Genomic DNA, 13,516 nt, shown 5'->3' with positions numbered 1-13,516 from the left:
GTGTAAAGCAATCCCTACTCTAATTATACAACAAATGATTCTTTACAGTCAAGTATTATTTTTCGAAAAAATAGGGGGATAACTATATGAAACCATATGTACTAAAGTTTCAAGAAATCCAGCAGCATACAGAAGCACTTGTTGGTGGTAAAGGAATGAATTTAGGCGCTTGCTCTACTATCGATGGAGTACATGTTCCCGCAGGTTTTTGCCTGACAACAGAAGCTTACAAGCGAACCTTAGCGGAAAACAATGAATTTACACGACTGCTCCAACGTCTTTCTTCCCTAAAAACAAGTGACATAGATGCTATTCGAGAAATAAGCGAAACGATTCGAACACTTATTCAACATACACAAATCCCCTCTGAAATTACGAGCAATATGGATACAGCGCTTTTAGATTTGGGTGGGTATGAGATGCCTTTCGCCGTTCGGTCTAGTGCCACTGCCGAAGATCTTCCCCATACTTCCTTCGCTGGACAACATGATACGTATTTAAATATTATTGGTAGAGATGCATTATTACAGCATATTAGTATGTGCTGGGCTTCTTTGTTTACCGAGCGCGCGATTATTTATCGCATTCAAAATCAGTTCGATCACCGCAAAGTCCAACTCGCCGTCGTTATTCAACAAATGATTTCTCCTGAAGCATCCGGCATCTTATTTACAGCTGATCCAATTACCTCAAATCGCAAATCCCTCTCCATTGATGCTAGTTTTGGATTAGGTGAAGCGCTTGTTTCTGGTTTAGTCTCAGCTGACTCATACACAGTCCAAGATAACGCTATTACGAAAAAATTAATCGCTACAAAAAAACTGGCCATTTATAGCCTAAAAGAAGGCGGAACAGAGACTCACCCACTTGAAGAATCCCAACAAACCACGCAAACATTAACCGACCAACAAATTTTACAACTTGCTAAACTTGGTAGAAAAATCGAAGCTCATTTTGGCAAACCGCAAGATATTGAATGGTGTTTAGCAGAAGGTGTTTTTTACATTGTTCAGAGTCGGCCTATCACGACTTTATATCCCATTCCAGAAGTAAGCGAACCCGGCAATCGTGTTTATGTTTCTGTTGCACATCAGCAAATGATGACTGACGCGATGAAACCACTTGGGCTTTCCTTTTATTTAATGACGACTCCCGCCACAATGTATACTGCAGGAGGACGATTGTTTGTCGATATTACTCAAAGTCTATCAGCCAAAGCTTATCGAGATATGATGGTTCATTTACTAGGTCAATCAGACCCGCTTATTAAAGATGCCTTACTCACTGTAATTAATAAAAAAGGATTCCTGCCTCCACTACCAACCGAGGAAAACCCAAGCCAGGTGCCTGTTTCTAGAAAACCACCTGTTCGAAATATTCCTGATTCATCTGTCGTTTTTGAATTAGTTCGAAACAGCGAAAACTCCATAAAACTCTTGAAGCAATCCATTGAAACTAAAAACGGATCTGATTTGCTAGATTTTATCGTAGAAGATTTGGAAGAATTAAAGAGAGTTTTATTTAATCCTACGAGTAGTGATGCTATTATGGCCGGTATGGATGCTTCAGCTTGGCTAAATGAACATATTTATCAATGGCTTGGAGAAAAGAATGTGGCCGATAAACTGTCAGAATCAGCTCCAAACAATATTACTTCGCAAATGGGACTTGAATTATTAGATGTAGCCGACGTCATTCGCCCCTATCCTGCTGTCAAAGCCTATTTAGAACAGACGAAAAATCCTGATTTTATGAATGAACTAGCTACTTTAGAAGGTGGCGTAGAAACCAAAAAAGCGCTAGAAGATTACCTTGAAAAATACGGGATGCGCTGTGCGGGCGAAATCGACTTAACTAAAACTCGTTGGATTGAAAAACCGCTAACACTTATTCCACTAATCCTGAGCAATATCAAAAACTTTGAACCCGGTGCAAGTAAGCACAAATTTGCTCAAGGAGAAAAAGAAGCTTCCCATAAAGAACAGGAAATCCTAGAGCGCTTGCAAAAGCTGCCAGACGGAGAACAAAAAGCGATGGAAACAAAAGAAAAAATCGATATTTTACGTCATTTCATCGGCTATCGTGAGTATCCTAAATACGGGATGATTAATCGCTACTTTATTTACAAACTCGCTTTGCTTCGTGCTGGTGAACAACTTGTGAAAAATGGTGTTCTGCAAGAGCGAGAAGATATTTATTTTCTTTACTTTGAAGAACTACGCGAAGTCGTACGTACTGGTCAAGTGGATTACGAACTTATTAACGCTCGAAAACGCGATTTTGCCACTTTCGAAAAATTAACGCCCCCACGCATTCTTACTTCTGACGGAGAAATGATTAACGGTGAATACAAGCGCGAAAATCTTCCTAAAGACGCTATTCTTGGTCTTCCTGTTTCAACAGGGACAGTCGAAGGTCGAGCTCGCGTCATTTCAGATATGGAAAAAGCAGATTTAGAAGATGGCGATATTCTTGTCACTGCTTATACTGACCCTAGTTGGACTCCCGCATTTGTATCTATTAAAGGGCTTGTGACCGAGGTTGGCGGACTTATGACGCACGGAGCAGTGATTGCTCGCGAATACGGCCTTCCTGCTGTAGTGGGTGTCGAAAAAGCAACTACCATTATAAAAGATGGCCAGCAAATTCGGATTAATGGTACAGAAGGCTATATTGAGATTCTTGATTAAACCAAAAACCCAGCAATCTCCGTTTTAGGAAAGGACGATTGTTGGGTTTCAAACTGCATAAAAACAAACACACTAATCACTTAGTGTGTTTTAATTTGGCACAATTAAATCTGTATCGGGGTCTTTGCTTTTTTTGTTTGTTGATTTTATCTCTACAAAAACTTTATGTGGTAAACAAACAATTGTGTCACCGGCTTTGGATTTCCAGCCCATTTTGACACCTACTTGGTCTGGGCTGTTATCTTCTTTTATCCGAATCCGCTCGCCATCTACTTCCATCAAATTATATTGCGTGCCTTTTCCTTTAATCGTAAACTGCTCATTTCCTTTATGCCCAGTTAGCGGGATTTCCCGAATCACTTTGCCATCTTGTGAAATAACTGCTATGACATCATCACCCACGTGTTTTGCTTCAGCGACAGAAAATAATAGTAGTGGTAAAAACGAACCCAAGATCAGTAAAATAATAATTACAAAATCAAATGGACGTACCATTTTCATATATTGACGCATTTTCTCTCCTAACTAGCTATTATGATTAGCGTTAAAATCCAAGCTAACTCCCGGTTCATCAAATGCGATTTCTGTTACATCATATGTTAAGCGTTTGATGTAGTCAATTAGCGGATTGGATAAGCCTTCAACATCTACAGCTTCTAAATCGGAAAAATCTCCAAAAAAGGCTTTTAATTGAATAATACGGCTGATTCTACCGTCAATTCGGAAATTTTCAAGGACTAATAAAAAAGGAATCGTTATTTTAAAAATTTTTCCTTTTGACATCAGTTCCACATTTCCATTGACTGGCTCTACTTCATGGACTTCTAATTCAATTTTGTTTTCGAATTGCTCATTTTCTTCCACGATTGTTTCAAAATTATACTTTTCTACGACAATCTTATTAGTTACGATATCCATAAAATCCACCTCATCTATAGTATGTACTCGTATATTACTTGATAAATACGTTACTGGCAACTCTCTCTTACCATGTAATTTCGATCTGATTACCTTCTGGGTCTAGCACGACACTTTCGTAGTATCCATCCCCGGTCATTCTTGGTTCGCCCGCAATTGCAAATCCGTCTTGTTTAAGTTTTTCGGTTAGTTCATCCACTGCTTCTTTTGTTCCTGTTGAAATAGCAATATGCGCCCAACCTAAGTTTTCCCCCGTTGCCTTTCCTGTCACATCTGTCCGACTCATAATTTCAAGCCTTGCTCCGTCTTCAAATGAAAGAAAGTAAGAAGTGAAGCCTTTTGTTTTGTTTTCATATAAATCATTGGCAGTTGCACCAAAATAAGTGACGTAAAATTGTTTCATTTGTTCTAAATTAGTTGTCCATAATGCAACATGTTCTATTTTCATTTAAAATCCTCCTTATTATAAAAAAATAGCTGCTGATACCCAGTATACCACTGCCGCTAAAAGTCCAGCTAGTGGTAACGTGATAAACCAAGTTACAACCATATTTTTACCCGTACGCCAATTGACTTCTTTTTTATGGTTGGCTGTTCCGACACCCATAATGGAGCTGTCAATGACTTGCGTCGTGCTAACTGGCAAATGAATCAAGGTAGCTGTCATAATTACAGAAAGCGAGCTTAAATCAGATGCAACACCTGTAACCGGGGTGATTTTCATGATTTTCGTTCCTACTGTTTTGATGATTCGATAACCACCAACAGACGATCCAATCGCCATTGATGCCGCACAACTTACTTGCACCCAAAACGGAATACCAGCTGACTCTTTCAAAAGTCCACTCGCAACTAAAGCAAGTGTAATAATTCCCATCGTTTTTTGCGCATCATTTGTGCCGTGTGAGTAAGCTTGGGCTGCTGCAGTTCCAATTTGGATAAAACGAAAGCGCCGATTCATTTTGCCAAGCTTTTTGTCGTGAAAAAGATGCTTAAAGAGCGAATAAATCAAGTAACCCACGGTAAAACCAATAATCGGCGAGATGATAAGCGCAATAATAATAGTTGTAAATCCTGACCAGTTAAGCACGCTAAAACTGCTAGCTGATGCAATCGATGCCCCAGCTATTGCACCGATAAGTGCGTGAGAGGAACTACTAGGCATACCAACAAGCCAAGTCATCAAATTCCAAATCACAGCCGCAATTAAGCCACACAAAACAACGAATTCCCCATTATGAAGCGAAAACGGATCTACAATACTTTTTGTGAGCGATTCCGCTACCCCTGTAAAGGAAATTGCTCCCAAAAAATTCATAACCGCTGCAATCCCAATTGCTACTCGCGGTTTTAAAGCTCTAGTTGAAATACTTGTGGCAACAGCATTTGCAATATCATGAAATCCATTTATAAAATCAAACGCCAACCCCACTATAACGATAATAACCGTTATTAAAATAACCGTATCCATTCAGCAGTTCCCCTTGTCGAGATTCACTTTTTTATTGTCTATACCCCTTTTACACAAATATAAAAAGAATCTGCTCCTATATTAGGTAGCAGATTCTCGGTGACGTTATTAAAATTCTTCAAAATTGTCTCTATCATATTCATGACCATCATCATAATCGTAGTTATAATCATAGTTGTAGCCATCCATCATATTATGCATTCCACCATCATTAGCCGCAAAAAAGATTAAGAAAATAAAAGCAATAATTGCTATTAATGTATTAAGGACCGCAATACCAATACCACTAATTAGTAGTCCTAAATTCTGCTTCATCACTTCGCCTTTTGTACGAACGATAAGATAAATAACAAGAATAATGATAACATTGATGAAAACCATTAGCAGACACCACAGAATTGCGTTCATTCCACGCTGTTCAGCATCTTTGTAAATCCAAATTGCTAAAAGTACTTTTGCTGCTAGTCCTAAAAACATTGCAAAAATAATAAATATTGGTAAGAACGTTATCATTCCCATTTTGTCCCCTCATCTTCTTTAGATATTGTTTTGTATTCTTTTTTTGTAACCGTTAAAATGCCTGCAATCAAAAATAAAATTCCGTGAATAGCGAACACTTGTAATCCACCTAAAATAATAAAGCAAACGCCTAATTGTTTTACTTTTGGACCGTCACTTTTAATTTTAAATGCACCAATGAAGCCAAAAACTGCTGATACGAGCGCAAAAAATGCAGCAATTATAGAAAAGAACGTAATTATTCCAAGTACAATTGCTTCTTCTGAGCTACTATAATAACCAAAAGTATCTGTTACCATTAGCGTATTAAATCCAAAAATTAAGGAATAAAATACTGCCCCTAGAAATACTAAGATGCTTAAAGATGCCCCTACGATAAGTAATGTAAATTCTGTTTGTCTGTTCATTAAATCCTCCAAATGTTAGTTAGTATTCTTATAGTGTACCATGAAATGCACTTACACTAAATGGAAAATGATAAAATTCACGAAAAATTCACGAAAAAGCTACTTCCTGAAAAGGAGGTAGCTTTTACTTTTTCTTCAAAATATCATTTGCTAAAGCTGTGAATGAATAAAAATCGGTCAGTCTGGACAATTTCTCACCGTATTCCTCACGCACTAGTTCCACAAGCAATTCATAAATATTAATGGCTTCTTCATAGTCATTTTTACTAATACATAATAAAAAGACTGCTCGAACAGATTGTTTTTGATCCCACTTGATTGGTTTATCTAATATACGAATAACGATTTTTGTTTCTTTTGCCATTAGCCCAAGTGGATGCGGGATGGCAATTCCGGTACCTAGTACAGTGGAGCCCAATTTTTCTCGTTCAAGAACAGAGTGCAAAAACTCCTCGCCAACAATATTTTGCTGCTCCAATGAGTCGACCATTTCTTCTAAAATTGCCGTTTTGCTTGTCATAGCGCTTCTCGCAAAAAAATCAGCTGTAAAGAAATTCGATAGAAAGCCGCGGTTAGGATCGGTTTGTTCTTGAATAATTGCACCAAGCATTTTTAATTCTTCCTTTGTTGGGATGTTGCTGATTTTGATGACTGGTTTGTTTTTCTCAGGTATTCTAACAGTGGAAAGAATAATGTCTTCTTCAATATGGATGAATCGGTTATATTCTTGAATCGAAACAACTTTTGTAATGTCGAGATTGCTCACCGCCGATTTTACTTTGGCTTCCACAATTCGGGCCGTTCCAAAACCAGACCCACAAACAATTAAAGCAGATTTATGACGATAATAGGAAATTTGATAATTTCGTTCTAATGACGCGCCGATATGAAGCGCTAAATAAGCTAATTCATTTTGATTAATATCGTATGGATAATCTTGTTTTAGTGATTCTACTGCATCCAGCGTGATTTCGTAAGCTAAAGGATAATAGCGTTTGATGTGCTCTGTCATTGGATTTTTGACAGTCATATGGTACTTCACACGGTATAACATGGAATGAATATGGGCAACAAGATCCTTTTTCAGTTGCATATCATCTTGTAAATGATAAAAATAATGCGATTCAATGCGGTTCAACATGCCTTCAATATAAGCATAATCGTCAAATTCGCTAATTTCTTTGTCTTCAACGTTCAGTATTCGCTTGCTGGCAATTTGGAGAAGCAAATAATTTTTGTCTGCGTCCGCAATGTCTATTTCAAAAAGTGATTCTAAAATAGTCGCTAATTTATCCGCAATCACGATTTCTTCTTCACTAACATCTGTCAATTCAAATTTTTCCAACGTATATCCAAGTTCAATCCGTTCCACTAAAATCATCATATGTAAAAGTAAATTTTGAAGTGCTTCGTCTGTGAAACGAATATTGGTTGCAAAGAAATAATCGGTAACAGCTGTCATTAATTTTTGAAGTTTGTCTTTTTGCTTATGCCATTCAAAAAACGTTTCTAAGTAAGATTCCGGGGCATTTTTGGAAGCGATTAGCGCTGTTAAAGCATAGCGCATTTTTTCTTCGTCGCCAATAATTTTAACCCCACTGCCTGGTTTTGAGATAAGCGATAAACCATAGGATGCAATTACTTTTCTAACTTGTTTCATATCATTAGAAATGGTTGGACGGCTGGCAAAGATTGTATCCGCTAGGTCTTCCAATTTGATATAGTCGGCGCTTGATAAAAGCAAGAAAATCTCGTATTTCACACGTTCTTCAGGATTATCTAAATCAAAATAGTCAGCGTTTTTAGGTTTGTTTTTTTCGGTTTGGAAAGTTTGAAAGGCAGCTGGATCCTGGATTTCAATTTTGTATCCCGCGCCTCGAGTAAGTGTTATAGTTGCTCCGTGATTTTCGAGAAACTCGGTTAATTTAGCAATATCTGTGCGTATTGTTCGTTCGGAAATATGTAATTCTTGGCTGAGTTTCTGAGCTGATAAGTAGCTACCCGCATCAAGGAGCATGCCATATAGTGTTTCTAAACGTTTATAAGCGAAATATCCCATTATAAGCAGCTCCTTTTTTAGGTAGTTAGATGTTACTTTTCAAATAAATATGTTTGTACTTTGGCATGTTTTAATGTCGCTTCTTTCTCGTTTGACTCACTTTCATCCAAGTGGCGTTCTTTGCCATGGAAAATTTCTGGAATTGTAATTTCTTTTTGTAAATATGGATTGAAAAAGCGTGTAATGAAGGCATCGCTGTCTTCAGCTTTTTTCACTGCACTAATAATCGCTCCGTCTATTGTCGGAAGTCCAAGGCTATAAGTGGCCTCCAGTGTTTTTTCTTCGTCACGGTAAACATAGATCAACCGACCATTTAGGAAGTCTGACATTTGGTAAACTGGTGGATTTGATAAGTATTCTTTTGCTTTTTTCGCGATATTCGCTTCGTCAAAAGAGCTTTCGAATAAAGTTAGCGCAAATGTAGCGTTTACCTCGCCAAGTAGTTGTGCGTCTGGCGTCGCAACAATTGATTCACCCGAAGCGCGACCGGGACGATATAGTAAATCTGTTTTACCCATATGGCTGAATGTACGGAATAAGGTTAGCGAAATTGTATCGTAATTTTCGCCAATGATTTCATATTCGCGCACGCCTTCTGTCATCACTGCAACCCCATGCGACTCATCGTGCAAGCTCACAAAACTTTGCATTGCTTCAATTGAAATTGGTGCTTCTTGCCATTCTTCCGCTTCCCATACATCCATTTCCAGAAGGCGAACTGGGCGCTTGATTGGAGCAAATAATTGATCAGCTGTTGAGAATTTGCTAGCAATTTCGGTGGCGAATGTAACACACAAACGATGACTCAATACTTGATTAGCAACTTGCACATCAAAGCGAATGAGTTCTTCATTTTTACGCAAAGAAATTACTGTTTTGATGGTCATTTTGTTATTTTTTTCACCATTTGCACGTTCTTCTAAATTATACGGCACATTTAACGTGAAGGAAATAGTTAAAGTTTGATTGACGCTTGATATACTTGACTCCACACTATTTATGACTGCTTCTTTTGATGAAATTACAAGGTCTTTACGTGGTGGTGAATAGTTATACGAATCGCCATCATCGCCATTTTCCACGAAAATCATTTGATCTGTGTAGGTTCTATCTGCTTTTTTGTCATGAATTGTTAAAGAATGATTGTCCGCCAAATGAATTTCATAAAATTCATTTTCGATTTTTGTCGTGGCAGATTGTGTAGGTTCTTGCTCCGCTGTTTCTTTTTCTAAATTAAAGTAGATGGTGTCGTAGCCTAGCGCTGGAAGACTATTTACGTTCACTAGCATTGTTGCTAAAAAGACTTTTTCTGGTAAATAAACGGGTTTGCTAGGATTTAGGTCGATATGTTGATTTAAGACGTATTCAGTTAGGTCTATTTTTTCTAGAATCGTGTATAGAAGCGTGTTTCCTTGCGTATCTTCTATCGTGAAATTATCTTCTGGAATGTACGCGGTCATTTTGATAACACCACTTTTTTCGTATGGTAGTGGGTTGAAAACTGTGAATTGGAACGGTTGTTTTTGCTCGATTTTTTCGCTGATTAGCCGCATGTTTAAATCAAGTAAATTGGTCGCTAAATCCGAAGCCAATTTGTAACGATGTTTGACGTCGCGGTTGGTTGTATCACTATTGCAGCCGCCAATGCTATCGTGCGCAGCATTTTCAAACATCAGTTTCCAAATTTCCGCGAGTTCATTGTGCGGATAGCGATTTCCAAGCGAGTAGCTGATGGAAAGAACTGGCTCTAATACATTACTTAAAAAGTTTTCGATTTCATTGTTTGCTTGTTTTAAATCAGCTCGAGTAGAGAAAATCGATTTGTGCAGACGACTATGCTTTCCTTCTGTTAGTTCGCCAGCAATGACTGGTAAATTGGTTACATCTTTTTCTAAATCCGCGAAAAATGTTTCTGGTGAGGCGATTTGGTATTCCCGAGTGTTATCTAATTCATTGAATTTAGCAACTAGCTCTGGCAAATTTTTTCTAACTGGCGCTTGGTCTAAGCCATTTGGGAAATAGACATTTCGCGTTGAGGCTTTCTCTTCCAGAGCACCAATTTGATCATCTAAATAGGTTTTAAGTTCGGCTTCATTTTCCGGAATGTTCGCGCCGTAATAATAACCAAACGGGATTTGCTCCGCTAGCATTTCCGTCCCATCATCACCGCGCCAGATAAATTCGGTTTGTTTCAAGCGATTATCAGCAACTCCTCGCCAAAAAAGAAACTTCGAAATCCCAAATTCTTTATAAATTTGTGGCATGTTCCCGCCTTGTCCGAACGCATCCGGGACATAACCGACAGCCATGCTATGTCCCATTTCGCGTGCAATTCTCGTACCATATAACAAGTTTCTAACGATTGATTCTTGTGAAATCACTAATTGATCCGTTTGTGTATACCAAGGTCCGGTAATAAGGCGTTTTTCAGTAATCAATTTTTCTAATCTTGTTTTATCTTCCGGGCAGTAGCGCAAATAATCTTCTATTAAAGAGCTTTGAGCATCCATTAAGTAAAAATGGTAACTCTCTTTCGCTTCTAATGTTTCAATTACTTCTTTTAAATGCTTCACTAAATAGATTGTCGAACGGCTTGAAGTGAAATACCATTCTCTATCCCAGTGCGAATGCGGAATTACGTGTACTTTCGTTTTAGCCATTTTCATTAAATCCTCCAACTATTATTTAATCTCTATTTCATCAAAACTAATATCGATATCGTCCACAGCATCGTCTGCTGCAGCTGTTTCTTCTTCTGTGAAATTGACGAATAAGTTCGCGCAAATTCCGATAATAAATGCTCCGACTAGCCCACCAACCAAGTAAGCCCAGCCGTTACCAATAGTGAAGAAACCGTACATTCCACCAATCGGCGGCATTTTCACATAAGCCCCAAGTCCCATAGTTACCGCACTACCAATCGCGCAGGCGATCACATTTAGCGGTATTAATTTACCTGGACTACGTAGTGTAAATGGTATCGCACCTTCTGTGACCCCAATAAGCCCCATGATTAGCGCGCCATTTCCAGCTTCTTTGAATGTAGTAGAATAATTCTTTTTGCGTAAAAGTGTGGCGATTCCGTAACCAAGTGGTGGAATACAAATTGCGACATTAATCATGATGGAAGGTAGATAAATTCCGCTCATAAATAGCGCATTTCCAGCCATCCAAGCAGCTTTGTTTACCGGTCCACCAAGGTCAAATCCAATCATTGCTCCTAAAATAAGTGCTAGAATAATAACGTTTGTATCGTTTTTACACATTTCTGTTACCCAATCAAGTAATGTTTGGTTTAACCAGCCAAGTGGTCCGCCGAGAATTAGCGACATCAGTATCCCCGTGGCACCAACTGTGATAAGTGGCAAAATAATTAGTGGTAAAGAACTCGCTGCAGGTCCAGTGATTCGAACATGTTTTTTCACCCAGTTTGTTAACCAACCAGCGAAGAAACCAGCAACCACGGCACCTAAGAAACCAGCATTTGTACTAGTAGCCAAGACCCCGCCGACAAACCCAGCAGCAAGCGCTGGTTTCCCAGCGATTGAATAAGCAATATATCCCGCAAGTACTAAGTTAAGTAAGCCAATTGCTGCCCAACCTACATTTTGAAATAAATAAATATAATGATAAAATCCGCTCGCATCAGCGTAAGCATCTAGATTTGTAACCCCGCCAATAATGCCAATCAATTTTGCAACAGCTACAACAAGTGAACCAGCGATAATGACCGGAAGTGCATATGATATCCCTGACATTAAGTGGTCTTTTGCTTCGTTTAATTTCCCTTTCATAACTTATTTAGCCTCCTTTTGTTTACGTGCTTCAATTGCTGCAACTACTTTACTTAACACCGCTTCCCCATTCGCAACACATTGACCAATTTTCACACGAACGACTGGTTTTCCTTTGAAACGGTCTTCCCCGTCAATCACTTTATCCGCCGCGATGATAACTACATCTGCCGCGCTCACTTCAGCTGGCGTGATTTCATCGATTGTCCCCATCGCTCCTTGTTGTTCAATTTTGACATCGTGCCCTAATTTCACTCCTGCTTTTTCTAACGCCTTTGCTGCCATTGGTGTATGCGCAAGTCCTGCGATACATGACGTAACTCCTACAACTTTCATATTAATTCTCCTTCCAAATTATCTTTCAAGTAATCCATCAGTTCGCGTTCCGTATTAATAGTTAAAATTTGTTCTTGAAATGCTTCTTCTAGTAAATTCACAGCCACACTAGATAAAATTTTCAGATGTTGCTGGCTGGCCTCACTAGCTGGAACTAATATGGCAAAAATAGCTTGTGCCTTAAAACCTTCTTTTGACTCCCAATCAATCGGTTGTGTGAGGCGAATGAAAAGCAGTTTTGCTTCTGATATTGCCTCTGTTTTTGCATGTGGAATGGCGATTAATTGTTGTACTGCTGTTGCGTATTCTTTTTCGCGAGCCCATAAGTCACGCTCTACTTGCGCCGAGCTCGTCGTAATGCCAAGCTCTGCGGCCTTGTCTGCAATAAAAGCTAGCACTTCTTCTTTTGTGCTTAGATGCTGATTTAAAAATAATTGTTCTTCCGATACTATCATTTCGTCACCCCGTATTTTTTTCATGCCTTGCTTACAATTACATTCTAATGAAACCGATTACTTTTTTGAACATAAGGAATTTCCAGTTAAAGTGGAAAAAGATTAATTCACATAGAAAAAAACCATAAATAAAGCGTTTCCAGCTTCATTTATGGCTTTTCTAAAGGATTTATTTCTTGTTATTTAATGCTTTTTTGTATTTGGAAAAGAGCGTTTCGAACTCCGCTTTATTGAAATCGTATATTTTTCCTTCTGCGCTCGCTTGTAATTTTTTCAAGCAAATATACCAACCAGAAATATCTCTCGGGCTGTGTTCGGTAATTGCGGTGAGCTGTTCTATGAAAGTTAGCTTCGTTTTGTTCGGCGGAATGGTATTCAGTTCAAATGCAACTTCATCTTGATCCCACGCGAAAGCAAATTTTCGATTAGGTTCAAATATGCGAATTGGCATCGTTATTTTTTCTTCTGGTGTCATGACAAAAAGAAGATAGCCATCCGCTCCAAGTTCACCTATTTCAAGTTCATTAAACCATTTTTCCAATCCAACATTTGTCGTTAAAAGTGTAAAAACTTCCGTAATTGGCGCATTTATTTCTAATTCAAATGTAACAACTGCCCCTCCACTAGCCCGCTTCGTGATTGATTCATCCATATACATCCCTCCCGCTCATTTGCTTTTATTTTCCCATAGATTAACCATTCCCGCAAAAACTAGGATTAATTTAATATTCCACGACTACCCTTTCATATAAATCCTCCAACTCAGAATAACTAAGTTGTCTTAATCTTTGTCTTTCCACGTTTGTCACAAGGCTTACAATTTCAACTAAAACCCAAGTATCGTCGGCTTGTTGTTCTATTTCCATC

Annotated in this window: 14 protein-coding genes; 1 reads left to right on the top strand and 13 read right to left on the bottom strand. The window is 38.5% G+C overall.

From position 1 onward, the window contains the following. The first annotated feature begins 86 nt into the window (after positions 1 to 86). Positions 87 to 2,690, top strand: coding sequence for a rifamycin-inactivating phosphotransferase (gene rph, locus HRK21_RS07985; protein ID WP_070005734.1), 2,604 nt, complete (start codon positions 87 to 89; stop codon positions 2,688 to 2,690). A gap of 90 nt (positions 2,691 to 2,780) precedes the next feature. On the opposite strand, the gene HRK21_RS07980 is transcribed toward rph, so the two are convergent. The 13 genes from HRK21_RS07980 to HRK21_RS07920 all read right to left on the bottom strand — a co-directional run bounded on the left by HRK21_RS07980 (position 2,781) and on the right by HRK21_RS07920 (position 13,515). Then, entirely contained in the window at positions 2,781 to 3,203 is a 423-nt protein-coding gene (locus HRK21_RS07980; RefSeq protein WP_003738110.1) for a NusG domain II-containing protein, read from the bottom strand. Positions 3,204 to 3,215: 12 nt separating this feature from the next. Next, complete coding sequence (locus HRK21_RS07975; RefSeq protein WP_070005733.1) at positions 3,216 to 3,608, bottom strand: DUF1149 family protein; 393 nt, start codon at positions 3,606 to 3,608, stop codon at positions 3,216 to 3,218. A 67-nt stretch (positions 3,609 to 3,675) separates the two neighbouring features. Continuing rightward, complete coding sequence (locus tag HRK21_RS07970) at positions 3,676 to 4,056, bottom strand: VOC family protein (RefSeq protein WP_070005732.1); 381 nt, start codon at positions 4,054 to 4,056, stop codon at positions 3,676 to 3,678. 15 nt (positions 4,057 to 4,071) lie between these two features. Continuing rightward, complete coding sequence (locus tag HRK21_RS07965) at positions 4,072 to 5,079, bottom strand: inorganic phosphate transporter (protein WP_003738108.1); 1,008 nt, start codon at positions 5,077 to 5,079, stop codon at positions 4,072 to 4,074. 108 nt (positions 5,080 to 5,187) lie between these two features. Then, positions 5,188 to 5,598 (bottom strand): hypothetical protein, encoded by a 411-nt coding sequence (locus tag HRK21_RS07960; protein ID WP_003738107.1) that lies wholly within the window; start codon positions 5,596 to 5,598, stop codon positions 5,188 to 5,190. Next, entirely contained in the window at positions 5,589 to 6,005 is a 417-nt protein-coding gene (locus HRK21_RS07955; RefSeq protein ID WP_069888070.1) for a DUF4064 domain-containing protein, read from the bottom strand. Before HRK21_RS07955 ends, HRK21_RS07960 begins: the two co-directional genes overlap by 10 nt. Positions 6,006 to 6,129: 124 nt before the next feature. After that, positions 6,130 to 8,064, bottom strand: coding sequence for a BglG family transcription antiterminator (locus HRK21_RS07950; RefSeq protein WP_070005731.1), 1,935 nt, complete (start codon positions 8,062 to 8,064; stop codon positions 6,130 to 6,132). A gap of 32 nt (positions 8,065 to 8,096) precedes the next feature. After that, the gene (mngB, locus tag HRK21_RS07945) at positions 8,097 to 10,724 is read right to left on the bottom strand and encodes a mannosylglycerate hydrolase (RefSeq protein ID WP_077952704.1); all 2,628 of its coding nucleotides are present in this window, start codon (positions 10,722 to 10,724) and stop codon (positions 8,097 to 8,099) included. A gap of 21 nt (positions 10,725 to 10,745) precedes the next feature. Beyond that, positions 10,746 to 11,858, bottom strand: a complete 1,113-nt coding sequence (locus tag HRK21_RS07940; RefSeq protein WP_003738103.1) for a PTS fructose transporter subunit IIC — start codon at positions 11,856 to 11,858, stop codon at positions 10,746 to 10,748. A gap of 3 nt (positions 11,859 to 11,861) precedes the next feature. After that, the gene (locus HRK21_RS07935) at positions 11,862 to 12,194 is read right to left on the bottom strand and encodes a PTS fructose transporter subunit IIB (RefSeq protein ID WP_003738102.1); all 333 of its coding nucleotides are present in this window, start codon (positions 12,192 to 12,194) and stop codon (positions 11,862 to 11,864) included. Continuing rightward, positions 12,191 to 12,649 carry a PTS sugar transporter subunit IIA gene (locus tag HRK21_RS07930; protein WP_070005729.1) on the bottom strand — a complete coding sequence of 153 codons (459 nt, stop codon included), beginning with the start codon at positions 12,647 to 12,649 and terminating at the stop codon, positions 12,191 to 12,193. Before HRK21_RS07930 ends, HRK21_RS07935 begins: the two co-directional genes overlap by 4 nt. A 169-nt stretch (positions 12,650 to 12,818) precedes the next feature. Then, complete coding sequence (locus HRK21_RS07925; protein WP_069888065.1) at positions 12,819 to 13,301, bottom strand: SRPBCC family protein; 483 nt, start codon at positions 13,299 to 13,301, stop codon at positions 12,819 to 12,821. 70 nt (positions 13,302 to 13,371) lie between these two features. Then, entirely contained in the window at positions 13,372 to 13,515 is a 144-nt protein-coding gene (locus HRK21_RS07920; RefSeq protein WP_003738099.1) for a BH0509 family protein, read from the bottom strand. Position 13,516: the final 1 nt, after the last annotated feature.

Source organism: Listeria monocytogenes (assembly GCF_013282665.1).
Classification (GTDB): domain Bacteria; phylum Bacillota; class Bacilli; order Lactobacillales; family Listeriaceae; genus Listeria; species Listeria monocytogenes_C.
The sequence above is the reverse complement of the archived record's forward strand: the minus strand, read 5'-3'. Positions and strand labels throughout refer to the sequence as shown.